Origin of the sequence: Salegentibacter flavus, from assembly GCF_900115145.1 — a bacterium.
In the GTDB taxonomy this organism is placed as follows: domain Bacteria; phylum Bacteroidota; class Bacteroidia; order Flavobacteriales; family Flavobacteriaceae; genus Salegentibacter; species Salegentibacter flavus.
Genome location: NZ_FOVL01000015.1, coordinates 38,958 through 63,987 on the forward strand (window position 1 = coordinate 38,958; position 25,030 = coordinate 63,987).

Below are 25,030 nucleotides of genomic sequence, written 5' to 3' on the forward strand. Positions count from 1 at the left end.
AATTCACTGAGCTTGACCTATGTTTAAGGAGAACGAAGAATTAAAAATTTTAGTAATAGAAGATAATTACGGTGATTTCGTTCTTATCCAGGAATATCTTACCGATGAGTATTCAAAATTTAAAATTAAAAGAGCCGAAAATTTTGAAAATGCGAGGAAACTTTTGGAAGATAACCGGGATTACAGCGCTATTCTCCTTGACCTTTCTTTACCCGATGTAGATCGTCCTGAAAAACTGGTTAAGGAAGTTCTGGGGCTGGCTAATTCTTCGGCTGTGATCGTGTTAACGGGATATGCTGATAAAGATTTTGGGATGAAAACTCTTTCCTGGGGGGTTTCAGATTATTTATTGAAAGATGAGATCACTTCCTCCATCCTGACCAAAAGCATCCAGTATAGCCGGGAACGTAAGCGAGTTAAACGGGAACTTGAGGAATCAGAGAAGAAATACAGAAATCTTTTTGATGCCAGTCCCCTGCCTATGTGGGTTTTAGATAGAAATAGTCTGGAATTCCTGAATGTAAACAATGCGGCTATGGAACTTTATGGTTATTCCCGACAGGAATTTCTGAAATTGAACATTAGGGAACTTTGGGCTGAAGGAGAAACTTTAGGGGAAGAAACCTGGAAGAAAAACAAAAACGATTTCTTTTCGCTTCAACTTAAACACCGCACAAAAAAAGGAAAGATTCTTTATGTAGATATTGAGACCAATCCTATAACCTTTGATGGTCGCGATGCAAGGGTAACCCTCGCCTCTGATATTACCGGAAAGGTGAAGGCCGAGAAGGACCTTTATCACAGTCAGCAACGCTTTAAAGCTCTTGTGCAGGATGGATCAGATGTGATAAGTATTATAGACGAGAATTTTCGGTATTCTTATATTAGTCCCAGTGTAAAAAATATACTTGATGTAAATCCTAAACAAATGGAAGGCAGGAATGTCTTTGAGTTTATCCATCCGGATGATGAAATAAGGATTAAAAAGTATCTCAAATTTGTCGGAAAAAAGAAAACCGTACAATTGCCCTCCTACCGCTATAAAGACGGAAAGGGAAAATGGCGCTGGTTGGAAACCATCATTAGTGATCTAAGAGATGATCCTGCTATTGACGGGCTTGTGGCAAATTCAAGAGATATAACCCAGTTTATATATCAGGAAAAGGAGTTAAGAGAAAGCCTGGAGCGGTATGATACAGTAGCAAAAGCAACCAGTGACCTGATTGTGGATTATAATATTGAAAGTGATGAATTGAAATTCAACGAAGCAATTTCTGAAATTTTCGGATATTCTGCGGAAAATACTGAATTCAATGGGAGCTGGTGGGATTCCAAAATTCATCCTGACGACTTTGGTCGAATCAAGGCTCAGGAGAGAGAAATGGTAGAAAGAAAACGAAAATTAATGCATTCCGAATACCGCCTGGCTTGTGCTGATGGGAGTTATAAATATGTGCTGGATCGTAGCTATCTTTTAACCGATAACTCTGGTAACCCCAAACGTATCATTGGTTCTATCCAGGATATAACCGATCGTTATAATTATATTAAAGCTATTGAAGATAGTAACGAACGCCTGCGTGAAATTGCCTGGACCCAATCACATGTGGTAAGAGCACCTCTTGCCCGTATTATGGGGTTGATAGATTTGTTGAAAAATCACAGAGAAAATATCGAAAATGTCACCGAAATTCTTGATAATATCTTAATTTCATCAAGAGAACTTGATAAAGTTATTCGAAAAATTGCTAATAAAACAGAAAAATAATTATCACTAAGCCCCCCCAGGCTACCAATCTACCCCCTATGAATTTAAAAATACTAATTATTGATGATGATGAGGTAGTTGTCTTTATTCAGAAAAAATTATTGGCGAAAAACGAGATCTCCAATAATCCCATGGTTTTTAAGAGTGTCAGCCCTGCACTGGATTTTATTGCCTCTGAAGATGGTAATAAGGAATTTCTGATCCTGCTCGATATAAATATGCCCGGGATGAACGGCTGGGATTTTTTGGAAGAATTAAGTAAAAAACCGGATAAGGACAGGTTTCACGTAATTATGGTAACATCTTCGGTAGAACAGAGAGACAAAGAAAAAGCCAGTAAATATTCTATGGTACGGGAGTTTTTGGAAAAACCAATAACCAACGAGTGCTGCAAAAAGATGAAGGATATTCCTGAAATAAGTCATTTTTTCGTAAAGGTTTAAACTTCCTTTTTCCGGGGATTAGCATCCTCAATTTTTTCCTGGGCCCATTCCTTTTCTTCTTTTCCTGCATCAGGCTCGTCCTGGAGGATCTCTGCCCTGGGTTCATAATTAAGTTTTATATACATCGGGAAATGGTCTGAACCAATATTCCGCTCCCGTGCGATATCCACAAGAGTAAAGTCATTGGTATGAAAAACGTGATCCAGGGGCCAGCGTAGCAACCAGTAATCGGCGTGGAAAGTATTGAAGAAACCACGGCCAATCCGGGGATCAAGTAAACCGCTCATTTTCTGAAATAACCTGGTAGTACGGGACCAGGCCACATCATTTAAATCTCCAATTACCAGAACACCTTCTTCACTGGTCTTTATATCTCTTCCCAGCATAAGTAATTCCGCATCCCGGTTGGTGGAGGTTTTACTTTCTGAGGGACTGGGTGGTTTTGGATGGAGGCAATGCAGATGAATTCGTGATTTTTCATCTAATCTGAAGTACGTATGAATAGAAGGAATATCGTCCTGTACAAGGTACTTGACTTCAGTTTCTTCAAGTTTTATTTTTGAATAAAGATGCATTCCGTAGCGATTATCCTGGGGAACCTTTTTTGTATACTTATAATCTACCTCAAGTTCTTCCAGGGCTTTTTCCCATTTCTTGTCAGATTCTAAGGTTAAGAAAATATCCGGGTCACGATCCCTTACGAGGTCGATGAATTTCTGATATGACCTGTTTTTCGTAAGAATATTACTCACCAATACCGAAACCAAACAGTCTGTATCGCTTCCTTTGTATTGCATGACCTGTTTTTTAGCGAGATAGGTGTAAGGATAGATATGTTTGAATTGGTAGCCCAGACTCAGGATCAGGGCAACAGTTGCGATATAATGCCAGGTTTCAGAAAAATCATAATATAAAACTGAAGCCAGAATCATAATCCCAACAAGGAAACAGATTTGAATCCTTGGGAAATCAAAGCCTCTTATCCACCATCGGTCAAAACGGGTTGCTGAGGCCAGACTGGGGATTAACATCAAAACAGTAAAAAACAAGATAATGATTTCAGTGATCTTCATATTCTAAAAAGTATAGGAATAAGCTAACAGTTTAAGCCTGTTCCATTTATATTAATAACACCCAATGCATTAAGTCCAAAATTATTAGCGTCGGCTTCTTCATAGAAATTAAATTTCTATTCAAACCTCCTAACTATAGTCTTAAATTTAAAGTATTTAAGAAAATAATAAAACGAAAACATAAGCTTTACTGAGAATAGTTTAACCATGGTTGTCTATTAACAAAAGTTTAATTGATGTTAATCATAAGGTCTTTTCGTTTGTGTTTAAAATGCAGTAATTTTAGAATATGAAGCAGCGAGAAAAAATGCAGGGACGGGGCTTTATCTTCAAAAAATTTGAAGAAGAGGCTAAAAGTCCGTTTGAAAACCTTTTTGAAATATTCAAGGAACTCATAACCCATACCTCCGGCGAACTGGATGAAGCCCTGGAATGGCTTAAGCAGTTGGATGAGGAATATAAGCTCACTACAGAGGATTATACTTTAGATGATTTTGTAGAAGACCTTAAAAAGAAAGGCTATATCAGGGAGGAAGTTGAAAATGGAGGTGGAATGACTATCACCGCCAAGACCGAACGCGCTATAAGAAAACAGGCCCTGGACCAGATCTTCGGAAAGCTTAAAAAAAGTACTTCCGGAAATCATCGCACTAACCACATTGGGACAGGAGATGAACATACCGGCGATTTCAGAGAGTATCAATACGGGGATTCCCTTGATCGGATTTCTATGACGGAGAGTTTGCGCAATGCGCAGATACATCACGGAATTGGCAATTTTAATATGACCGAAGATGACCTGGTAGTAGAGGAAACTCATTATAAGTCTCAAATGAGCACGGTGCTCATGATTGATATCAGCCATAGTATGATCCTTTATGGGGAAGATCGAATAACCCCGGCCAAGAAGGTTGCTATGGCTCTTGCCGAGCTCATTACCACAAGGTATCCTAAAGACACCTTGGATATCATTGTTTTTGGAAATGATGCCTGGCAGGTTTCTATTGCTGATCTGCCGTATTTAAAAGTGGGGCCTTACCATACCAATACCGTAGCTGGATTGCAGTTGGCTATGGATTTGCTGCGAAGAAAACGCAATACTAACAAACAGATATTTATGATCACCGATGGTAAACCGAGTTGTATTCGGCAAAAGGATGGCACCTATTATAAAAATCCTATGGGGCTCGATCCTTTTATTATAGATAAATGTTACAATATGGCTCAACAGGCAAGGAAACTAAAGATCCCTATTACCACATTTATGATCGCCCAGGATCCCTATCTGATGCAGTTCGTGAGGGAGTTCACTTATGCCAACCAGGGAAAAGCTTTTTACACCGGCATAAAAGGATTGGGGGAAATGATCTTTGAAGATTATGAGACTAACCGGAAAAAAAGAATAAGAGGCTGAAATTATTAAAAATCACTATGGAGAAAGACAAAATTAAAACAATTGGCGAACTTAAGAAGGCTGGATACAAGAGCAAGAGTATAAAAGAAGAGCTCAGGCAGAATCTTAGAGAGAAATTAAAAAAGGGAGAACCGGCTTTTGAAGGCATTTACGGTTATGATTACACGGTGATCCCAGAGCTGGAACGCGCTATTCTTTCTAAGCATAATATCAATCTTTTGGGTTTACGCGGGCAGGCAAAGACCCGACTCGCCAGGTTGATGGTGAATTTACTGGATGAGTGGATGCCAATAGTAGCTGGTTCAGAAATAAATGATGATCCTTTAAATCCAATTTCAAGATATGCCATAGAACTTATCAGTGGAAAGGGAGATGAGACTCCTGTTTCCTGGGTGCACAGGGAGGAGCGATTCTTTGAAAAGCTAGCAACTCCGGATGTGACCGTAGCTGATTTGATAGGCGATGTAGACCCCATAAAGGCTGCTAATCTGAAACTGAGTTATGCCGATGACCGGGTAATACATTTCGGGATGATCCCACGGGCAAATCGCAGTATTTTCGTGATCAACGAACTACCCGATCTGCAGGCCCGAATTCAGGTTGCTCTATTCAATATTTTACAGGAAGGCGATATCCAGATTCGCGGCTTCAAACTGAGATTGCCGCTGGATATGCAGTTCGTTTTTACCGCCAATCCTGAAGATTATACCAATCGTGGAAGTATAGTAACTCCACTAAAAGACAGGATAGGTTCGCAGATACTTACCCATTATCCCGAGTCTATTGAAGTGGCAAAAACCATAACCAGACAGGAGGCGAAACTGGATGAGGAACAGGAAAAGATGGTGCATGTGCCCGAACTCGCCAAAGATCTATTGGAACAGATTAGTTTTGAAGCCAGAGAGAGCGATTTCATAGACGGAAAAAGTGGGATTAGCGCCAGGATGAGTATCACTGGTTATGAAAATCTGCTGAGTACAGCAGAGCGGCGCAGCCTGAAGATAGGAGAAGATAAAACCACTCTGCGCTTCAGCGATTTCATGGGAGTAATTCCCAGCATTACCGGCAAAGTGGAACTGGTCTATGAAGGCGAACAGGAAGGAGCTGCGGCTGTCGCTTTACAGCTGATAGGGGAGGCAGTAAAAAGTTTGTTCCCCGATTATTTTCCGAAAATCGAGAAGCTTCAGAAACCTGATGAAATTAGTCCGTATGATGATTTAGTGGAATGGTTCTTCGATCAGAGTGGTTTCGAACTTCCTGACGAGATACCGGAAAAAGAGTATAGAGAAAAATTAGATTCGGTACCGGCTCTGGAATTATTGATTAAAAAACATCAGCCTGAGATCGGGGAAGAAGATAAATATTTTCTGAAGGAATTCTTATTATGGGGGTTGGTAGAATATAAAAAGTTGAGCAAACACCGCTTTAGCAAGGGTATTCAATTTAGAGATATCTATGGTTCCTATATAAACGGATTTTAATCGGATAAAATACAGGGAGTTGAATTCAGGTTTTTACAATTAGCCCCCTTTTAATTTATCAATAATTCAGAATATTTTCTTAATTATGAATTATCTGTATTTCTGGCTCTAAAGCTTAAGTTTCATTTTTCTTTCAGGTAAAAACCTGTACATTTATCACCGTATTGAAGAAAAAGATGCCAAAAATCAATCTTTATAAAAACCGCTTTTCCTTTATCCCAGTGGGGGCTGTTATTATTATGATTACTGGTATTACCCCGTTTGGGGTATTCTGTATATAATTTCCGCCACACGTACATCTGTACATTTTCTAAACAACTTATCTCTAAATTTAAAATTTCAATGATGAATGTCCTGAAATTCGGGGGATCCTCCCTGGCATCACCGGAACGTATAAAACTGGTCGCCGAAACTGTAGAAAAGCATCTTAAAAATGATTCAACCCTGGCTGTTTTTTCAGCCTTTGGAGGCGTAACCAACGATTTGCTCGAGATGGCAGAACTGGCTGCTAAAGAAGATCCTGCCTATAAAACAATCCTCGAAAAAAATGAAAAACGGCATCTTGATGCGGTAAGAGAACTTATTCCTGTAAATGACCAAAGTGCTGTTTTAAGCAAAGTAAAGACCGAATTTAATCGGCTTGAAACTTTGTATGAGGGCGTATATTTACTCAATGAGCTCTCCAATAAGACCAAACACGTGGTTTCCGGTTTCGGGGAAATTCTATCCTCGCTCATTATTAATGCATACTTTAAAAGTAAAGGAATTAATACCAATTTTGTGGATTCCCGGGAATTGGTGGTTTGCCGTAATAATAATGAAAAAGTGCAGGTAAATTATGCTAAAACCAACAGAAATATTCAGAACTATTTCTCCGGAAAAACTAAAGGTTTATTCGTTGCTCCGGGATTTGTAGCGAAAAACGATGATGGCGTGCCCAGTACCCTTGGGCGTGGCGGCTCAGATTTTACTGCAGCCATTTTTTCCGCAGCACTGAAAATCAAAAAGGTGATTATCTACACCGATGTGAACGGAATGTATACAGCTAATCCTATGATCGTGCCCCAGGCCTATTCCCTGGATAAGATATCTTATGAAGAGGCGATGGAACTTTCCCATTTTGGAGCCAAAGTGTTGTATCCGCCCACGCTTCAGCCTTTGCTTGAACAGCAGATAGAAATTCATATAAAAAATACCTTTAAACCTAAGGAGCCTGGCACCATAGTGTCTAAATCCACCAAAGAAAACTTCCGATGGGTTACGGGGATCACTCATATAGATTCCATAAAGCTTCTTAATATAGAGGGCAGCGGAATGGTTGGTATTCCGGGATTTTCAAAGCGCTTTTTCGAGGTGCTTTTTCAGGAGAATATAAATGTGGTGTTGATCACCCAGGCTTCTTCAGAACACAGTATTTGTGTAGCCGTTAAGGATGATGAAGCCAAAGCCGCCAGGGAAGCGCTGAACGAGGCTTTTGAGGTAGAAATTCAGAATAATAAGATAAAACCGGTCACTGTTGAAGAAAATGTGGCGATTGTTGCCCTTGTGGGTGACCGGATGAAAAGTCATCACGGGCTGAGCGGTAAAATGTTCAGTGCCCTTGGAAATAATAATATCAACATCAGGGCGATAGCCCAGGGTTCCTCCGAGAGAAATATTTCGGCGGTGATCGCGAAAAAGGACGTAAAGAAAGCGCTGAATACATTACATGAACAGTTTTTTGAAGTGCCTTCGAAAGAACTCAACCTGTTTATTACGGGAGTAGGGAATGTTGGCAGTAAGTTGTTGGCTCAGCTTAAAAAGCAAGAGAATTATCTTTTAGAAAAACTGAGGCTTAAAGTGCGGGTTTTAGGACTTTCCAACTCCAAAAAAATGATTTTCAATGAGGAAGGAATAGACCTGCAAAACTGGGAAGACGCATTAGAAAATGGACAGTCGGCAGATAAAAAGGACTTTTTTGAAAAGGTTCAAAAATTGAATTTACGCAATAGTGTTTTTGTAGATAATACCGCGAGTGCCGAAATCTCTTCCTGGTACAGGCATTACCTGGCTAATTCCATCTCGGTGGTGACCTGTAATAAGATTGCCTGTGCCGATGATTATGTAAATTATCAGGAACTTCAGAATCTTTCCAGAGAATATGGAGCTTCCTTCCTTTATGAAACCAATGTAGGGGCAGGGCTTCCTATTATAGATACCCTGAAAAACCTTGTGGCTTCAGGAGACCAGGTAAAAAAGATACAGGCAGTGCTTTCAGGAAGCTTGAATTTTGTCTTCAATAATTACGATGCCAGCTCACCTTTCTACAAAACGGTGGAAATGGCGATGAAAGAAGGCTACACCGAGCCCGACCCTAAAATTGATCTAAGCGGGGTAGATGTGGCTCGTAAGATCCTTATTCTTGCCCGAGAGACTGGCTTGAAACTGGAACTGGAAGATATTGAAAAGAAGAATTTCCTGTCTGAAGAGGCCTTGAATTCTGAAAATAATGAAGAGTTTTTTAAGCTGCTGGAAAGAGATGAAGAGAAGTTTAAGGAGATTTATAACAATGCTGAAAAGAATGATGCGCAGCTAAAATATGTAGCCCAGCTTGAAAATGGAAAAGCCCAGGTTGGTTTACAGGAAGTGGGGCCAGATCATCCATTTTATAATTTAAGTGGAAGTGATAATATCGTTTTATTTTTTACCGAACGATATCCCGATCAACCCCTTATCGTTAAGGGCGCCGGTGCCGGTGCCGATGTTACAGCCTCCGGAATATTCGCTGATGTGATTAGAATAGGAAAAAAATAAGCGATGGAAGAACTTAGAATTTTCGCTCCTGCAACTGTAGCCAATCTTTCCTGTGGTTTCGATGTCCTGGGATGCTGCCTGGAAAATGTGGGGGATGAGATGCTTATCAGAAAAAATGATCTTAGGGAGATAAGAATCACAAAAATTACCGGACAAGAATTACCTCTGGAATCCGACAGGAATGTCGCCGGGGTTGCAGTACAGGCCTTGTTGAAAGAAGCTAGAAGCACTCAGGGTTTTGATATTGAAATTGATAAAAAGATCAAAGCCGGGAGTGGAATAGGAAGTAGTGCGGCCAGCTCTGCCGGCGCGGTCTATGCCGTAAATAAACTCCTTGGTGAGCCTTTCAGTAAAAATGAATTAATAAAATTCGCTATGGAAGGTGAGCGGTTGGCCAGTGGAAACGCCCACGCCGATAATGTAGCGCCCGCGCTGCTTGGAGGTTTTAGCCTGGTGAAAAGTTACGAGCCCCTGGAAGTCTTAAAACTTCCCAGCCCGCCCGAATTACGAATGGTGATCCTCCATCCTTTAATAGAGATCAAAACCCGTGATTCCCGGGCGGTGATCAGACAAAATGTTAGTCTGCAGAAGGCGATATTCCAATGGGGAAACCTGGCAGCCTTGGTAAGCAGTCTTTATACTGAAGATTATGCATTGCTGGGCAGAAGCCTGAAAGATGAAATTATTGAACCCTTTCGGTCTATTCTTATCCCACATTTTGATAAATTAAAGGCCATTGCTTTGGAAAATGGAGCTTTAGGTTTTGGGATTTCCGGGTCCGGGCCATCGGTTTTTGCAATGTGTAAAGGAGAGGAGAATGCCGAAAATGTTAGAGGTAAACTTGAAGGCTTTTATGCCGATAAAAATATCGCATTTGAACTTCATCTCTCAAAGATTAATACTCAGGGAATAAAAGAATTATCATGAAATATTTCAGTTTAAACAACAGGGAGAATACCTCAAGCTTTGAAAATGCTGTCATAAAAGGCCTGGCATCGGATAAAGGACTTTATTTTCCTGAAAGAATTCCGCAGTTACCAAAAGGCTTTTTTGATAAGATCGATGAATTATCACAAATGGAAATCGCCTTTGAAGTGATAAAGGATTATGTTGGAGACGAGATTCCCGAAAATGAGCTTAAAGCGATCATAGACCAGACCCTGGATTTTAATTTTCCGGTTGTTCCTGTAGAAAAACATATTGGGGTCTTAGAACTTTTTCACGGTCCAACCCTGGCATTTAAAGATGTTGGAGCGCGGTTTATGGCCGGATGCCTTGGTTATTTTGCAAAAAAAGGAAAGCTGGGAAATATCACTGTGCTTGTAGCAACTTCGGGGGATACGGGAGGAGCAGTAGCGAATGGTTTTCTTGGGGTTGAAGGAATAGATGTTGTGATCTTATATCCCAAGGAAAAAGTTAGTGGGATTCAGGAAAAACAGCTTACTACGCTCGGGCAGAATATTCGCGCCCTGGAAGTGAACGGGAGTTTTGATGATTGCCAGGATATGGTAAAACGAGCCTTTCTGGACGAAGAAATTCAGAAGAAAAGACAATTAACTTCAGCTAATTCCATAAATGTTGCTCGCTGGTTACCGCAAATGTTTTACTATTTCCTTGCCTGGAAACAATTAAAGGATAAGAAGGAGGAATTAGTGTTTTCTGTGCCCAGTGGGAATTTCGGAAATATCTGCGCTGGACTTATGGCCAGGGAAATGGGCTTACCAATCAAGCATTTTATTGCCGCCAATAATACAAATGACGTGGTAACGAGATACCTTGAGACCGAAAAATTTGAGCCAAAGCCTAGTGTACATACAATTTCAAACGCGATGGATATTGGAAATCCCAGCAATTTTGTTAGGGTGCTGGAGATCTTTCAAAATGAATTTAAAAATTTAAAGGAAGCTCTTTCTTCCTATAGCTTTGATGATGAAAAAACCAAAAAGGCTATCAAAGAGGTTTACCGGAAGGCTTCTTATGTAATGGATCCACACGGTGCTGTTGGTTACCTCGGATTAAAGGAATTTTTAAAGGAAAACCCGGAATATTATGGAGTTTTCCTGGAGACTGCTCATCCGGTTAAATTTCTGGAAACGGTTGAGGCGGCAATTGGGAAAAAAATAGAAATCCCTGATAAGGTTAAAGTCTTTATGAACAAAGAGAAGCGTTCTGAGGAAATCAGTAATTATGATGATCTAAAGCAATACTTGCTCAAATAAAAAAATCCCGGAAGTCGAAACTTCCGGGATCTTCATTTAAATAAGGTTCTTTAATATTTGGCGGGAGCTCCTTCTTTTGGCAGGGAGTTTTCAATAAATTCCCTGATGTCATCATTGGCATTCTTAAGGTCTTCTGCCCTTAAGTACATCATATGGCCGCTTTTATAGCCTTTAAAGCTTAGGCGATCTTTCATTTTTCCACTCTTGTCAAGCTGCCACATAGAATATTTTGCATTGAAATATGTGGTAGCCCCATCAAAATAACCTGATTGCACTAATACATCTAAATTTGGGTTTTGGGCCATTGCCTGTCTCAGGTTCTCTCCGGTATTGTCTCCGCTGCGATCCCAGGGGTGCACAGGACCAAACATAAAGTACTTCAGATCTGTCTTGAAATTAAGTTCTTCCCTTAGATAATGGTTTATGGCCGGGGTGAAAGAATGTAACCAGGAAGTAAGTTCAGAATTGTAATCGGGTGAATCGCCGGCTTCTCTGGCATCGAGGCCAAGGTATCGGGAATCCAGTCTTCCCACAGTGTAACCGCTGTCTTCACGTAAAAGCTCTTTCCAGAAGTAACGTATTGGTACTTCAAGATTATTCTGCAGGATTACTTTTTCAGAAATACCCGAATAGTAAGCCATTTTCTCTGCGGCTTGTTGTTTTTTACTGGTTTCGGTAAAACCTCCTTTTATCAATACAGGCAAAAGTTCGTTAATGGAATATTCTTCTACCTCTGCGAGCAGGTCTACTAATTCCCTGTTTTGTAATTCCTGCGGAAGAGCATTATGATACCAGGCTGCGGCGGTGAAATATGGCAGACGGTTAGCCACTTCTACCGGCCCTTCCCTGTCAATTCCTATTTCAGTAGGGGATACCAGGATTACCCCGTTAAGATACATCCACTGACTATTTTGCAGTTCCAGGGCCAGGCCCGAAACCCTTGTGGTTCCATAGCTTTCTCCGATAAGATATTTTGGAGACAACCAGCGATTATTCCTGGTCATAAAGGTATTAAGCCATTCGGCCAGGTATTTTATATCGGCCTTTACCCCGAAAAACTTTTCCCGTTCTATTTTTCCTTCTTTATCTGGGATAGGACGGGAGTAACCGGTGTTCACGGGATTTACATACACGATATCAGCAACATCCAGAATAGAATGTGGATTATCCTTTATTCCATAAGGCTGAACCGGGAAGCCTTCATCATCTATTTTTAAAACGCGGGGACCGGTATATGCGATATGCATCCATACTGAAGCCGAACCGGGACCTCCATTGAAAGAAATAACAAGGGGTCTGTTTTCGGTGTTTTGTATGTCACTACGTTTATAATAGGTATAATAAAGGCTGGCGATGGGTTCTCCGCTTTCGTCCCAAACGGGTTGAGTTCCCGTAGTGGCGGTATATTTAATGTTTTGACCCTTAATACGCACCGAATGTTCTGTAACTACGGTGGTGTCTACGGGAATTTCAACTTTTTGGGCGTAAATTCCGAGGGTAAAAAAAAGGAGCAGTAAGGTAGAGATATGTTTCATGAAATCAGGTTTTAGTTGAATTTAAACCGAAAATACACTGATTCGATGAATCCTACAAAAACTAATTCTATTAAAACTTAATCGTCTTTCCTGGAATTGAGATTTTCATCCTTAAAAATGATGATATAGCTTAAGTAAATACCCATTACTGCTGCGAGTAGAAAAAACACTATCGCCAGGCCTGGGTAACCGAAAATAGTAAAGTCTGAAGGGACCTGCATCAGCATTGAAGCTCCAATGATCATCGCGGCGATTATCAGGCCCAGGGTGATACGGTTGGCTACTTTTTGAAAACCATCAGTAATACGTTGTTCATCTATGGCATCAATATTTAATTTAAACCGGTTATTGGCCAGATTATCTGATATTTTGTTAATCCGCTCGGGTAGGTGTTCTGCAAGTTTCTTGGTTTCCAGCACAAAGGAAAAGAAGTTTTCTGGCTTTAATTCCTCATACATCTTCTTGCGCATAATCTCATTCACGTGCTTCCTGATCGCTTGTTTCAAATCGAAATCGGGATCCAGCACCGCAATAATCTGATCTATATTCAGCAGAATTTTTCCGAGAATATTCACCTCTACAGGAATATGAATATGATTTCTGGCAGCTACACGGTTAAGCTGAATTAAAAGCCTTCCTGTTTGCATATCTTTAGCAGTACTGGTTTGGCTATCCATCACCAGGTCGCTTATCTGTTTGTCGAATTTTTTTACATCGGCCTTGTCCGGGTCAAATTCGCTCATGTTTAGCAAAACATGGGCTGTATCCTGCCCGTTACTCCGGCTGATTGCCATTAATAGTTGAAGCAGGTCTTCCTGTAGTCCCGGGGTAAATTTAGCCACCATGCCCAGGTCTATAAGGGCAATCTTATTATCACTGGTAAACTGGATATTTCCCGGGTGCGGGTCGGCGTGAACAAAACCATCGTTTATTACCTGTTGCAGATAGGCTTCTACGAGTTCGTCAACAATGGGGCTATAATCTACTTCCAGTTGCTTCAAGGGTGAAATGGAGGTTACCTTCCTGCCATCTATGAAATCCATCGTCAGCACTTTGGAGGTAGAATAATCCAAAATAGGTTGCGGTACGATGAGGTTTTTGAAGTGTTTTAGATTTTTACCCAGAGTAAGAAGATTTGTGGCTTCCCGGTCATAGTCAAGTTCCTGCAAGAGAATTCGCCTAAGTTCTGCAAGTACATTATCAAATGCATAGCGCTTGGCTACCTGACTGTGTTTTACGGCCATTTCTGCCAATTCCTCCAGGGTATCCAGATCTTCTAAAAACTTCTTCCTTATTCCGGGGCGCTGGATCTTTACTGCTACCGGTTTTCCGGAACGCAAAATAGCCTTATGCACCTGTCCTATAGAAGCGCTGGCCAGTGGTTTTTCTTCAAAAGTTTCGAATGCCTTTGAAATACGGGTTCCAATTTCCTTTTCAATAATTCTATGAACATCTTCATATGGAATTGGGGGAACATCGTCCTGGAGGCTTGCAAGGGCTTTTAAATAGTTGTCTGGAAGCAGGTCGGGTCGGGTAGAAAGCAATTGTCCCATTTTAATATAGGTTGGCCCCATATTTTTGAGATCTTCTACTAACTCTTCGGGAGTCTGGTCGTAGTCTGTTTCCTTATCCTCATCTTCGGGTACATCCTCCATGGCTGAATTGGCTGTTTGGTGGAATAATTCACTATTCCAGTATTTCAGCATAAATCCAATGAACTTCCTATAACGTTCCAGGTTATCGGGGAATACAGACATAAGTTTTAATTAGGTTGATTGTTAATTAAAGATATCTATTTAAAATCTTACCCCCAATAACAAGTGTTTTCAATTGTTGTTTTTTGGGAAATATTTAAAACATTAAGGGGTAATTCTCTTCAATTTCACCTTAAAAATTTAATAAGAAAGCTCTTTGTTAAGTTTGTAGATGTTCTGGGGATGTCCAAAAATGTATAGCAGGTCGCCTTGTTCAATAACGGTATCGGGTCCTATTTCAGTAAGATAATGCGTGTCACGTTTTATAGTAAGTATGGTTAAATGGAATCTTTTTCCAATCCCGGACTCCTGAATGCTTTTACCTACAATACTTCTGTTATTTTGCTGAACGCTTATGGTTACGATTTCTTTATTGGGAATATGTAAATGCTGCAGGAATGGCCTGTGTGGTTTTTCCTTGAGGGAAGTTAGCATCTCATAATCTGAAGATCGAATGTTATTGATGAAATCCTGAATCTCATTATAAGGTACCAGATATTTTTTTAACACTCTGGTAAAGATCTCAATTGAAGTTTCAAATTCCTCCGGAATCACTTCGTCTGCCCCTAGTTTCAGATTTTCTTCTATTTCCCTTACGTACCGGGTTCTCACGATTATAAAAGCAGCATTGGTAAAACTCCTGATATTACTAATTATCTTTTTGGTAGCTCCGGGATCAGAAATAGCAATAACCACTACCCGGGCTTCGTGAATACGTAGGTGTTTAAGAATTAATGGATTTGTAGCATCTCCATAGATTATAGGTTCCTCTTTCTGCTTTGCCTTGTGAAAAGCATCGGGATCTATATCTACTATTAAATAAGGAATTTCAGCATTTTTAGCGGCTTTAGAGATATTTTCACCATTTATACCGTAACCCACGATAATCAAATGGTCTTCAAGCGGCTTTTTTGATTCTTCTTCAGTAACAGAAATCTTCTTTAAATGGTCCAGCCGTCTTCTCACCGGTGCCGGCATAGGCGCCTTCAGTAGAAAATAAGTTATTTTAGGTGAGGCCGTAATCAGGAAAGGCGTTAAGCCCATACTTATTATTGAAATTGCCAGAAAATATTGGTAAATATTGTCTGGAATGAGGTTATTGTCTACCCCAACCCCGGAAAGTAATAAAGAAAATTCCCCGACCTGAAAAAGGCTGAACATCGTCATGAAAACAGTGCGGGGCGGATATTTTAAAACCAGTACGGTTCCGGCGATTACAATCATTTTGAGCAACACCACCCCAATAACAAAAAGCACGATATAGGTTATATTTTCTATGAAGAAATTAAGGTTTAAAAGTGTTCCTACTGAGATAAAGAAGAAACTGATAAATATTTCCCTGAAGGGAAGCACATTGGCCGTAGCCTGGTGAGAATATTCGGATTCTGAAATAATAAGTCCTGCAAAAAATGCACCCAGGGCCAGAGAGAGGCCGGCGGAAGAGGTAAGCCAGGCAATAGCAAAAATAAATACTACAACCGTTAGAATGAAGAGCTCACGGCTTTTGGTTTTAACCACCATAGAAAACACCTTGGGAACAATATAACGGGCAAGCAGATAAATCACAACCCCTAAAATCAGGAATTTAAGAATGAGGATACCTACTGTCTCCAGAATATTATCTGATGCTCCGGCCATCAATGGTGTGAAAAGCATCATTGGTACCACAATAATATCCTGAAAGATCAATACCCCCAAACTTATGCGTCCATGTGGTGCAGAAATCTCTCCTTTTTCCTGAAGTATTTTAAGAACAATGGCCGTACTGCTTAAGGAAAAAAGAAAACCAACAAATACTGCCGTATTTAAGGGTAATCCCATGAAATAGGCAAGAGTAGCTGTAATTACAATGGTGCCGCCTACCTGAAGACTTCCTCCCAGGAGCACCGTTCGTTTCATAGTGATAAGTTCCTTTAGCGATAACTCAATACCAATGATAAAAAGCAGAAAAATAATCCCAATTTCTGAAAGCAGCTCAACCTCATGCTGACTGCTAATAAGGTTAAAGGCATAAGGTCCCGCGATAATTCCGGCGAGAAGGAAACCCAATAAAGATGGCACTTTCATTTTCTGAAACAGCAGAATGATCAGGATTGAAAGTCCAAGGATTATAACAATATCCTGTAAAATAGGGATTTCCATTAATGTTGGGAGTTGGTTGGTGTTGTGTGCCTAAGTTAACAGATTTAGGTGTATATCTAAAATAAAAAAGCGACAGGTTTCCCTGCCGCCCTGTGCTTAAATTAAAATCTATTAACCTTTTAACCAAGCTTCACGCAGTTTCACCTGCGCATTATCATCGTCTTTTTCAATAATTCTTGTAGAAGTAGTAGTTGGTTGATGAGTTTTGGCAGTTAAGCTTAGTTCCTCACCGTCACGCACTACTACAAAAGTAACCTCTTCGTTGTCTTCCCAGGATTCGGCAGTCATTACTAAATTGTATGCAGTCTGTATATTGTATTTCTGGCCATTTACAGACTTTAGAATATCGCCTCCTTCTACACCGAGTTCATCAAGGAAAGAATTAAAGCTGATATTCTCCCTGAAGAAGAGCTCACCGGTGTCTGGGTTGCCATCGATATAAGGAGTTTGCCCGGCAAGAAAATAGCCCGTGTTGGTTTCATATTCTTCTTCAGTTAAACCTACTTTTTCAAAAATTTTATTGTAAGGAATAGGAGTGGAGCCGGTTATATAATCATCAAAGAATTTTTGAATTTCAGGGTAGGATAATTCTACAATCACGTTTATCAGTTCGTCATCTTTAAACGGCTTGTCTTTTCCATATTTTTCAGAAAGTCTCTTCATAAGATCAAGAAGGCCGGTCTCGCCCTTGCTTAATTCTCTTAACCTGATATCCAATGCCATCCCTATCAGGGCTCCTTTTTGATAGACATTGTAATAACTGTCTTTATATTCCGGGTCAAGGATGTTTTTACTCATTTCTGTAAAGGGCATAGTATCGTCAAAATTCTGAGATACCTCGATCTTTTCAGACATCCGGTTGTAAAATTCTTCGTTATCGATTAGCCCCTGGTTTATCTGAAATAAATTCGCGAAATATTCGGTTACTCCTTCATACATCCAAAGATGCTGTGACATTTCAGGATCGTTATAATCGAAATAATGGATTTCTTCAGAATGAACATTCAAAGGCGTAAGGATGTGAAAGAACTCGTGGGAAACCACATCGGTCATCGTTTCCTGAAGCTGTTCAGGTTGCATCATTTCGGGAAGCACAACTACCGTTGAGGTATGATGTTCCAATGCTCCAAAGCCACGCGCATCCTGTTTCTCGGTATCAGAAAGATACAGCAGAATGGCATATTTCCCAGTGTTGTCTATTTCTCCAAGAAATCTCTTTTGAGCCGAGATCATTTCTTCTATTCCCGGCTTGATATCTTCTGAAGTATATTTTTTGTTGGGTGAGTATACATTTACCAGTACCTCCATGTCCTCAACCATAAAGGAAGTGGTATCTGGAAGAGAATACATTATCGGGTTATCTATGACTTCAAAATAACGATTCAGCAGGAAGATATCGGTTTGATAATCTGTTTCAACTCCGTTGTTTATCTCTGCAAGGCTTAGGGCTGTTCCCGGAATTATGGTTTCAGGACGGGTTATTTCGAGTCGGTATGGTTCTTCACTTAAGTTTTCAAAATAGCCAACAAATCCGTGAAGGTTGAGTACAAAATTTTCATTTTTGGCTATATTGGTTCCGCTGGGGGAGAACACGCCTTCTTCGCCTTCAATATCATAGGTGTCGTTTACGAAATAGGTGAGCTTATCCAATTCTGTTGCATTTGAAATAACCCAGGTGTTTTCATTCTCCCGGTGAAATTCCATTTCATTGCCTTTATAATCCAACGCTGTGAAATCTTCAACGAGTTTTCCATAATCATCGTTGGAATAAGTACCGGGAACGGTTTTGGGAATGTAGAATCTTATTTCCTCTCCGGTCAACCTATCGGGGTCAACACTTACCTTTACCTTATCATTGTCAACGTTAACCAGATCCAGGCTTGCGATAATTGGTTGTTTGGGTTCAGGTTGAACCTGAGTAGTTTTACAGGAAATTAGAGTACCCAACAGGGCAAATGTGTATAGAATTTTTTTCATTATAAAAACCAGCTTTTTCCAATTAGACTAAAGAAAACCTAAAAGGTTACATTTAAGAAGTGAATTTTTGCGAAAACATAAAAAAAACCACCGTAATCAAACGGTGGTTTTTCAGAATATTAAAATGCGATTATTCTCTTATATGGCCTTCGCCTAAAACATAATATTTATTAGTCACCAGTTGTTTTAATCCAAGGGGACCACGGTGGTGAAGTTTATCGGTGCTAATTGCCAGTTCTGCGCCCACACCCATTTGTCCACCATCGGTGAAGCGGGTAGAGGCGTTATGGTATACAGCGGCACTATCTACCTGTTCCATAAAAATTTTGGCTTCTTCCTTATCGGTAGTGATGATTACGGCCGAGTGACCTCCCGAATATTTATTAATCTTGTCAATAGCCTTGTCTAATCCGTCAATACTACCGAGTACGATCTTCATTGCAAGGAATTCTTCATACCAGGTATCTTCGGATGGAACTTTTTCCTCGTCGGATAAGACTTTAGAAACTTCCTCGTCTACAAGAATGGAAACTTCATTTTCCCTGAACATTTCCTGAAGCTCTTTCAGTTTATCTTCGTATCCGGGAATGTTCCTATCGATTAGTACCTTATCGAGAGCATTACAGCCGGAAATCTTATCGATTTTGGCGTTAAGCATAACCTTTTTGGCGGTCTCGAAATCGGCATTTTTTGAAACATAAAGGAAATTGTTTCCACGACCACTAACAAGTACAGCTCCTTTGGCGTGTTCTTTTACGAAGGCGATCAATCGTTCGCCACCACGGGGAACAATGAGGTCTATGTGTTCCGGTGGGTTTTTAAGAAATTCCTGGGTTGCTTTGCGGTCTAATTTCAGCATTTCGATCCAGCTTTTATCCAAACCGTTTTCCTGCAGAGCTTCGTGCCAACATTGTTCAAGGATCTTATTGCTGTGAAATGCTTCTTTTCCTCCTTTTAAATAGATCTTATTGTTTGCTTTAAAAGCCAGCATCGCAGCTTCAATAGTTACATCGGGTCTTGATTCATAAATAATCATTATGGTACCAAAAGGAGCTGTTTTATTGGTTATATCCAGCCCTGTATCCAGGCGTCGATGTTCTATGGTTTTACCCACAGGATCTTCCTGGTCCATCACCTCCTTGACAGATTGGATCATAGAATCAACCTTTTTCTCGTCTACGATAAGCCTGTCGTACATAGCCTGATCGCTTTTTCCGAAGGCTTCAAGATCTTTCTTATTAGCTTCAATTATTTCTTTACGCTTTTTATCCAATATTGTCATCATGGATTGCAGCACATTATTTTTAGTTTTTGTGTCTATCAACTTCATATTGAAATTTTTAAATTTTATTATTTCTTTAGTAACCGGGAAATTATGCGGTAAACTTTGTTCCCACAGGTTTTCCGGCCATTATATCGAGTATTACATTAGGACGTTTTCCATTAGCGATATAAGTAGTGATATTCTTAGCGGCCGTTCCTTTAGCGATTTTAATCTTGGATTCCATTCCGCCCCGGCCTTCACCTTCACCTTTATCAGATTCCTGAACGTATTTTTCTACATCCTGGTCGATTTGAACCTTGTTCAGTTTTTCTGAATCTTCATGATCAGGGTGACCAGTATAAAGACCTTCGGTATCACTAAGGATGATAAGGGCATCTGCCTGAATTAATTCTGCAACAAGACTTGCGAGTTCGTCGTTATCAGAAAACATAGACATAGTTACAGAAACCGCATCATCTTCATTGGCAATAGGGATAATTCCCTCTGATAGTAGTGATTCATAGCAGTTTATCATATTTTCACGGTGAATTCCCGGACTAAAATCTCTTTTAGTAGCGAGCACCTGCGCACAACGCATTCCAAAATCGTGGAATATACTATAGTAATGACGCATCATTCGTGGCTGTCCTACTGAGGAGAAAACCTGTCTTCTTTTTGAGGGATCGGTAATCTTTACATCTCCCAGGATTTCTTTCCCCGCAATGGCAGAACCTGAGGATACAAGTACCACTAAAATATCTTCTTCATATAAGGTGGCGATTTGTTCTACAAGATTTTTTAATATAGGTTGTAAAATTCTATTGTCTTTGTTGGTCATTACATTAGTTCCAACTTTTACAACTATTCTCTTTTTTTCCATTTCTATAATTTTGAAATAAAATTTATTCTTACTCCTTTCCCAGTTCAACAGCTCTGTCAAAGGCGGCATAGGCAGCATCTTTAATAAGCTCTTTAACGTTGTTGTCTTCCATGGAATCCAGGGCGGCCCGGGTTGTACCTCCTTTTGAGGCTACGCGTTCCATCCAGGTTTCCGGAGATAGATCAGATTCATTAAATAGCTTAACCGCTCCTTCAAAGGTTTGGCTAACCAGTACTTTGGAATCATTTTTAGAGAAGCCCATTTTCAGAGCTGCTTCAAGCATAGATTGCATGAAATAGAATACATATGCCGGCCCACTTCCTGAAATACCTGTGGAGGCATCAATAAAGTTTTCAGTTTCTACGTGAATAGACTCTCCAGTAGTATCCAACAGGTTCCTTACCATAAGTAATTCTACACGGGAAACTTCCGGAGATTCGGTGTAAGAAGTCACTCCTTTTCCTACCTGTGCAGGAAGATTAGGCATAGATCTTACCACTTTCTTAACTCCCAGGCCTTCCTGGATCTTAGAAATAGTAACTCCTGCCATAAGAGAAACAAAAATTTGTTCATCATTTACCATTGGCCGTATTTCCTCAAAAAGACTGTCGCAGTGATATGGTTTTACCGCTAAGAAAACGACATCGGCATCGGGTAGACATTCCTCGATATCGTCGTATACATCAAAATGGTCTAATTTGCTTAAGCTGGTAATTATATCAGCAGATTTATCAAAGATCATTAAGTTTCTGCGGTTTAATAAACTAGACTTTGCCATTCCTTCGGCATAAGTTAGTCCCATATTTCCGGCTCCAATAAGTAATACTTTCATGTATTGTTTTTTTGGTTAATTTTTAAAGTGGCTTTTCAGCCCGTTATTATTTAAAACTGTCATGCTTGGCACAAAGACCATGCAAGCTTTTATATTTTATAGTCTTTGAAAGCATTCCTGATAGTAATTTAAAGTATTTTGAGCGCTTTTATTCCTGAAGAAAAGTTAAATCTGATTTAAATTTAGAAATATAATCGGAGGTACAATATAAAAACACCCTGCTAAACGCAAGGATAGTAAAGCTTTGGAAAGGAGCCTGGATTTGGGTTTTTGGAGTAATTTACTGAAGTAAATGTGTTATATAGAAAACCCATTTTGTAATTGGATGGCATTATTGAGTTAATTGATGAGGCATAGATAAAATTTATTTAAAATTTAAAACCTGCAATAATGGCAGAGTGAGATTGCCTGATTAGTCACGAAAAGGTTTTCGTATTTTAGGTTCATCAGGGAAGGACGCCATCCCATTTTAGACTGGAAATCAACAAATCTACATATTGTTTAATGGTTCTCTTTACCCTTTTCGGGTTTTTTAGGTCGATTTCTCCCTGCCATAAAAGTTCCCTTTGGCGGTTTTCAGGAAGAGTATAAATCGAAGTTTCAGTATGGTAAACCTTTGTATCACTGTTGATATCATCTCCTTGGAAAATTCCCTGGTTAGCATAGTAATCGCTCTTGAAACTTCGATAACTCCCTCTTAAACTATATAGACTGTTGCGTAAATCTTTATGTGATTCAACCTGGACTATTTTACTTAATAAAACAGTATTGTAACCTTCTTCCAGTAAATATTTTTCCAGGTTGTTTAACTGTTGTTCAGTATTTTCTCCCGGTGTAAGTTTTCCATTTAATACTGAAATACTAGTCACCGCTTCCACATCGTGTTTTTTAAATTCTTTCTGAAGTCTGGTCTCAAAGGATTCCCGGAATTCTGTAAGCGGAGTCATCCCTATTACCAATATTTTCTCAATTTTAGGTTTTTCGGCTCGATATGGGGAATGCGATTCCACCAGGCGCGCTGTACTACAGGCTGTGAATAAAACAACATAGAGGAACCAAAGAAAATATCTCATCTAGTTTTTTTGACTTATTAAAATTACGAAAATATAATCATCTCTATTTCAAGAGCCTTTTCTGCTTTTGTTTTTTCAGGGCACCGGAAACATTTTCAAAAATATCTTTCTTTAATTGCTCGTAGGATTCTGAAAAGGTGTTTATTTCCTTGAGAAGGGCTCTATGTTCTTCCTTATATTTCTTTTCTTCTTCCGGTTGGTTTATTCCATCTACTAATATATCCAGCCCGTTTGTATGTTTTGAAACCTTCTCAGTTAAGTTCTTCATCTCCTTTTTCGATTTCGTTAGCCGGTCAATCAGGGCATTGACCTCTGTGATTAAATTAGATTCAATAATAGGTAAGGTGTATTCCCTCAGCATATCTTCAAAAAAAAGATGTTCATCTTCGTAAAAAGCAAGGCTTGAACTCCATTGTTGTGCACTATAGTGCATTTCTTCAGGACTCTTCCATTCGATGTACCTGAAATTTTTTTGATCCTTCATGACTTTAAAAATTATGTGAATAATTACTCTTTTGTGATCAATAGGTTTCCGGTGTAATTGAATATCTGCGACTGCAAATCTTTAAAACCGGTAATGAATTTTGTGAATTTTTCCTTCAACTCTGAATGTTGCCTGCGGTAAAAACCCTCACAACTAATATCATCGCATTCCCTCATGCCATCAAGGTCGTATTTGTGATTGTGGACCTCCTGGTTTAATATGAAAATCCCGGTACGATAGGTCTCCAGCTTTTTTTTAAAATTTTCGAACATTTCATACATATTGGGCTGGCTGGCCTCAAAAATATCGGCAAGCAGGAATTTTGTAAGAAAACGGATGTGCTCTGTCGTATTGAAGATTTCGTGTAGCCAGGCATCGGTTTCCTTTTGCAATTCCTCTGTACTTTCATTTCTGTCGTTGTATCGGTATTTAAGAGAAGTTGCCATAAGATTTAAAATTAGATACTCCTAAATTTACAACAAAAAAGAGCCCCATAAAATGATAATTATCAAAAGATTATAAACTTTTAGGAAGCAGAAAAACTTTCATGAAGTTCTGGACTTGAAGTATTCCATTTATACACATCCTTTAATTTAACTCTTAAGGCATCCCTGGAGTGTGGTTCGCCATGAACCAGAAAAACCTGCTCTGGTATATTTTTGATTTCGCTAGTCCATGCCAGAAGTCCCACCTGGTCGGCGTGAGCAGAAAGACTGTCTATATGTTTTATTTTAGCATTTACCTGGCAGTATTTGCCAAAAATCTTAATCTCCTGGCTGCCTTCAAGAAGCTGTCGTCCCCTTGTGCCTTCAGCCTGAAAGCCTACGAGCAGCACGGTGGTTTCAGGTTTTTCGAGGTAATATCTCAAGTAGGTAAGCACCCGGCCACCTGTAACCATTCCGCTTCCGGCAATTACAACTTTAGGGCGGTTATAGTCTATGGTTTTCCAGGTATCTTTATAAGAGGTGATTATTTTAAAATGCTTCTTCATCTCCCGGAATTCATTTAAATCCAGTTTATGCCATTGTGGGAAGCGTTCAAAAACGTCCAGCACCTCATTTCCCATAGGGCTGTCAATAAAGATCGGAATATTGGGAATTTTATTCTTTTTATAAAGCTGCCATAGTTTAAACATCAGGCTCTGGAGACGTTCAACCGCGAAACTGGGAATGATAAGACTACCGTTGGTGTTAATTACATTTTCAATTTCTGAACTTAAAATTTCATCTACATCCTCCACAGGATGCCGGCGGTCGCCATAAGTGCTTTCCATGATTAGATAATCTGCCCATTGAGGCCGCCCGGGAGGTTCAAGCAAAAGATCTTGTTCCCTCCCAATATCACCCGAAAAAACCCATAATTTCCCAAAAATATCTAATTCTATGAAGGTAGCTCCAAGAATATGACCGTTTTTTATAAACCTGGCCTTTATGTTTTCTGAAAGCGTTATCCAATCTTCGGGTTCTACTTTTTCGAATAAAGTGATCGCTTTTTCGGCCTGTTCGATATTATAAAAAGGCAGGGCGGGAGAATGGCTGCTAAAATCTTCTTTATTGGCCTTTTCAGCATTTTCCTCCTGAATTTTGGCGCTGTCCCGTAAAATAATTGAGGCGATTGCCAGGCTAGGTGAAGTTCCTAAGATCGGCCCATTAAATCCCTGCATAACCAAACGGGGTAAATACCCCGAATGATCTAAATGTCCGTGAGTGAGAAGAACTGTATCAATATCCTTTGGGGGAAAAGGAAAATCTTTCCAATTTAGTTTTCTTAATTCCTTAAGTCCCTGGAACATCCCGGCATCTATCAGGATGTTATACTCCTGGGTTTCCAACAGGAATTTTGAGCCGGTAACTGTTCCCGCTGCACCATAAAAACTGATCTTGACTTTATTGCTCATA

At 39.8% G+C, this 25,030-nt stretch carries 19 protein-coding genes; 7 read left to right on the forward strand and 12 right to left on the reverse strand.

Annotation, left to right across the window (positions count from 1 at the left end; genetic code table 11):
• Positions 1 to 19: 19 nt before the first annotated feature.
• Positions 20 to 1,768, forward strand: coding sequence for a PAS domain S-box protein (locus BM266_RS11895; RefSeq protein WP_093409971.1), 1,749 nt, complete (start codon positions 20 to 22; stop codon positions 1,766 to 1,768).
• A 38-nt stretch (positions 1,769 to 1,806) separates the two neighbouring features.
• The gene (locus BM266_RS11900) at positions 1,807 to 2,211 is read left to right on the forward strand and encodes a response regulator (protein WP_093409973.1); all 405 of its coding nucleotides are present in this window, start codon (positions 1,807 to 1,809) and stop codon (positions 2,209 to 2,211) included.
• On the opposite strand, the gene BM266_RS11905 is transcribed toward BM266_RS11900, so the two are convergent.
• Positions 2,208 to 3,284 carry an endonuclease/exonuclease/phosphatase family protein gene (locus BM266_RS11905; protein WP_093409976.1) on the reverse strand — a complete coding sequence of 359 codons (1,077 nt, stop codon included), beginning with the start codon at positions 3,282 to 3,284 and terminating at the stop codon, positions 2,208 to 2,210. The two genes, BM266_RS11900 and BM266_RS11905, sit on opposite strands and share 4 nt — an antisense overlap.
• Positions 3,285 to 3,573: 289 nt before the next feature.
• Here BM266_RS11905 and BM266_RS11910 point away from each other — a divergent pair, with 289 nt between their 5' ends.
• The 5 genes from BM266_RS11910 to thrC all read left to right on the forward strand — a co-directional run bounded on the left by BM266_RS11910 (position 3,574) and on the right by thrC (position 11,191).
• Positions 3,574 to 4,698 (forward strand): vWA domain-containing protein, encoded by a 1,125-nt coding sequence (locus BM266_RS11910; RefSeq protein WP_093409978.1) that lies wholly within the window; start codon positions 3,574 to 3,576, stop codon positions 4,696 to 4,698.
• Between the two features lie 17 nt (positions 4,699 to 4,715).
• Positions 4,716 to 6,179: a magnesium chelatase gene (locus tag BM266_RS11915; RefSeq protein ID WP_093409982.1), complete on the forward strand. Its 1,464-nt coding sequence runs from the start codon at positions 4,716 to 4,718 to the stop codon at positions 6,177 to 6,179.
• A 345-nt stretch (positions 6,180 to 6,524) separates the two neighbouring features.
• The gene (thrA, locus tag BM266_RS11920) at positions 6,525 to 8,972 is read left to right on the forward strand and encodes a bifunctional aspartate kinase/homoserine dehydrogenase I (protein ID WP_093410116.1); all 2,448 of its coding nucleotides are present in this window, start codon (positions 6,525 to 6,527) and stop codon (positions 8,970 to 8,972) included.
• A 3-nt stretch (positions 8,973 to 8,975) separates the two neighbouring features.
• Positions 8,976 to 9,899 carry a homoserine kinase gene (locus tag BM266_RS11925; protein ID WP_093409984.1) on the forward strand — a complete coding sequence of 308 codons (924 nt, stop codon included), beginning with the start codon at positions 8,976 to 8,978 and terminating at the stop codon, positions 9,897 to 9,899.
• Complete coding sequence (thrC, locus tag BM266_RS11930; RefSeq protein ID WP_093409987.1) at positions 9,896 to 11,191, forward strand: threonine synthase; 1,296 nt, start codon at positions 9,896 to 9,898, stop codon at positions 11,189 to 11,191. The genes BM266_RS11925 and thrC overlap by 4 nt, the downstream gene beginning before the upstream one ends.
• A 50-nt stretch (positions 11,192 to 11,241) precedes the next feature.
• On the opposite strand, the gene BM266_RS11935 is transcribed toward thrC, so the two are convergent.
• From BM266_RS11935 to BM266_RS11985, 11 genes are all read right to left on the reverse strand, one after another.
• Complete coding sequence (locus BM266_RS11935) at positions 11,242 to 12,726, reverse strand: S10 family peptidase (RefSeq protein WP_093409989.1); 1,485 nt, start codon at positions 12,724 to 12,726, stop codon at positions 11,242 to 11,244.
• 77 nt (positions 12,727 to 12,803) lie between these two features.
• Positions 12,804 to 14,483 (reverse strand): ABC1 kinase family protein, encoded by a 1,680-nt coding sequence (locus BM266_RS11940; protein WP_093409991.1) that lies wholly within the window; start codon positions 14,481 to 14,483, stop codon positions 12,804 to 12,806.
• Positions 14,484 to 14,621: 138 nt separating this feature from the next.
• A complete protein-coding gene (locus BM266_RS11945; RefSeq protein WP_093409993.1) occupies positions 14,622 to 16,622 on the reverse strand; it encodes a monovalent cation:proton antiporter family protein in 2,001 nt (666 codons plus the stop codon).
• Positions 16,623 to 16,733: 111 nt separating this feature from the next.
• On the reverse strand, positions 16,734 to 18,599 hold the full coding sequence (locus BM266_RS11950) for a M61 family metallopeptidase (RefSeq protein WP_093409996.1): 1,866 nt from the start codon (positions 18,597 to 18,599) through the stop codon (positions 16,734 to 16,736).
• A gap of 130 nt (positions 18,600 to 18,729) precedes the next feature.
• On the reverse strand, positions 18,730 to 19,929 hold the full coding sequence (locus BM266_RS11955; protein ID WP_093409998.1) for a glutamate-5-semialdehyde dehydrogenase: 1,200 nt from the start codon (positions 19,927 to 19,929) through the stop codon (positions 18,730 to 18,732).
• A 43-nt stretch (positions 19,930 to 19,972) separates the two neighbouring features.
• On the reverse strand, positions 19,973 to 20,743 hold the full coding sequence (gene proB, locus BM266_RS11960) for a glutamate 5-kinase (protein ID WP_093410119.1): 771 nt from the start codon (positions 20,741 to 20,743) through the stop codon (positions 19,973 to 19,975).
• Between the two features lie 28 nt (positions 20,744 to 20,771).
• Positions 20,772 to 21,575: a pyrroline-5-carboxylate reductase gene (gene proC, locus BM266_RS11965; RefSeq protein WP_093410001.1), complete on the reverse strand. Its 804-nt coding sequence runs from the start codon at positions 21,573 to 21,575 to the stop codon at positions 20,772 to 20,774.
• Between the two features lie 446 nt (positions 21,576 to 22,021).
• Positions 22,022 to 22,648, reverse strand: coding sequence for a hypothetical protein (locus BM266_RS11970; RefSeq protein ID WP_093410003.1), 627 nt, complete (start codon positions 22,646 to 22,648; stop codon positions 22,022 to 22,024).
• Between the two features lie 43 nt (positions 22,649 to 22,691).
• On the reverse strand, positions 22,692 to 23,132 hold the full coding sequence (locus tag BM266_RS11975; protein WP_093410006.1) for a hypothetical protein: 441 nt from the start codon (positions 23,130 to 23,132) through the stop codon (positions 22,692 to 22,694).
• A gap of 23 nt (positions 23,133 to 23,155) precedes the next feature.
• Complete coding sequence (locus tag BM266_RS11980; protein WP_093410009.1) at positions 23,156 to 23,578, reverse strand: hypothetical protein; 423 nt, start codon at positions 23,576 to 23,578, stop codon at positions 23,156 to 23,158.
• Between the two features lie 80 nt (positions 23,579 to 23,658).
• Positions 23,659 to 25,029: an MBL fold metallo-hydrolase RNA specificity domain-containing protein gene (locus BM266_RS11985; RefSeq protein WP_093410011.1), complete on the reverse strand. Its 1,371-nt coding sequence runs from the start codon at positions 25,027 to 25,029 to the stop codon at positions 23,659 to 23,661.
• Position 25,030 lies beyond the last annotated feature (1 nt).

Coding starts and splice junctions, on each gene's coding strand:
- BM266_RS11895 (WP_093409971.1), top strand. CDS start 20: ATGTTTAAGGAGAACGAAGAATTAAAAATTTTAGTAATAGAAGATAAT.
- BM266_RS11900 (WP_093409973.1), top strand. CDS start 1,807: ATGAATTTAAAAATACTAATTATTGATGATGATGAGGTAGTTGTCTTT.
- BM266_RS11905 (WP_093409976.1), bottom strand. CDS start 3,284: ATGAAGATCACTGAAATCATTATCTTGTTTTTTACTGTTTTGATGTTA.
- BM266_RS11910 (WP_093409978.1), top strand. CDS start 3,574: ATGAAGCAGCGAGAAAAAATGCAGGGACGGGGCTTTATCTTCAAAAAA.
- BM266_RS11915 (WP_093409982.1), top strand. CDS start 4,716: ATGGAGAAAGACAAAATTAAAACAATTGGCGAACTTAAGAAGGCTGGA.
- thrA (WP_093410116.1), top strand. CDS start 6,525: ATGAATGTCCTGAAATTCGGGGGATCCTCCCTGGCATCACCGGAACGT.
- BM266_RS11925 (WP_093409984.1), top strand. CDS start 8,976: ATGGAAGAACTTAGAATTTTCGCTCCTGCAACTGTAGCCAATCTTTCC.
- thrC (WP_093409987.1), top strand. CDS start 9,896: ATGAAATATTTCAGTTTAAACAACAGGGAGAATACCTCAAGCTTTGAA.
- BM266_RS11935 (WP_093409989.1), bottom strand. CDS start 12,726: ATGAAACATATCTCTACCTTACTGCTCCTTTTTTTTACCCTCGGAATT.
- BM266_RS11940 (WP_093409991.1), bottom strand. CDS start 14,483: ATGTCTGTATTCCCCGATAACCTGGAACGTTATAGGAAGTTCATTGGA.
- BM266_RS11945 (WP_093409993.1), bottom strand. CDS start 16,622: ATGGAAATCCCTATTTTACAGGATATTGTTATAATCCTTGGACTTTCA.
- BM266_RS11950 (WP_093409996.1), bottom strand. CDS start 18,599: ATGAAAAAAATTCTATACACATTTGCCCTGTTGGGTACTCTAATTTCC.
- BM266_RS11955 (WP_093409998.1), bottom strand. CDS start 19,929: ATGAAGTTGATAGACACAAAAACTAAAAATAATGTGCTGCAATCCATG.
- proB (WP_093410119.1), bottom strand. CDS start 20,743: ATGGAAAAAAAGAGAATAGTTGTAAAAGTTGGAACTAATGTAATGACC.
- proC (WP_093410001.1), bottom strand. CDS start 21,575: ATGAAAGTATTACTTATTGGAGCCGGAAATATGGGACTAACTTATGCC.
- BM266_RS11970 (WP_093410003.1), bottom strand. CDS start 22,648: ATGAGATATTTTCTTTGGTTCCTCTATGTTGTTTTATTCACAGCCTGT.
- BM266_RS11975 (WP_093410006.1), bottom strand. CDS start 23,132: ATGAAGGATCAAAAAAATTTCAGGTACATCGAATGGAAGAGTCCTGAA.
- BM266_RS11980 (WP_093410009.1), bottom strand. CDS start 23,578: ATGGCAACTTCTCTTAAATACCGATACAACGACAGAAATGAAAGTACA.
- BM266_RS11985 (WP_093410011.1), bottom strand. CDS start 25,029: ATGAGCAATAAAGTCAAGATCAGTTTTTATGGTGCAGCGGGAACAGTT.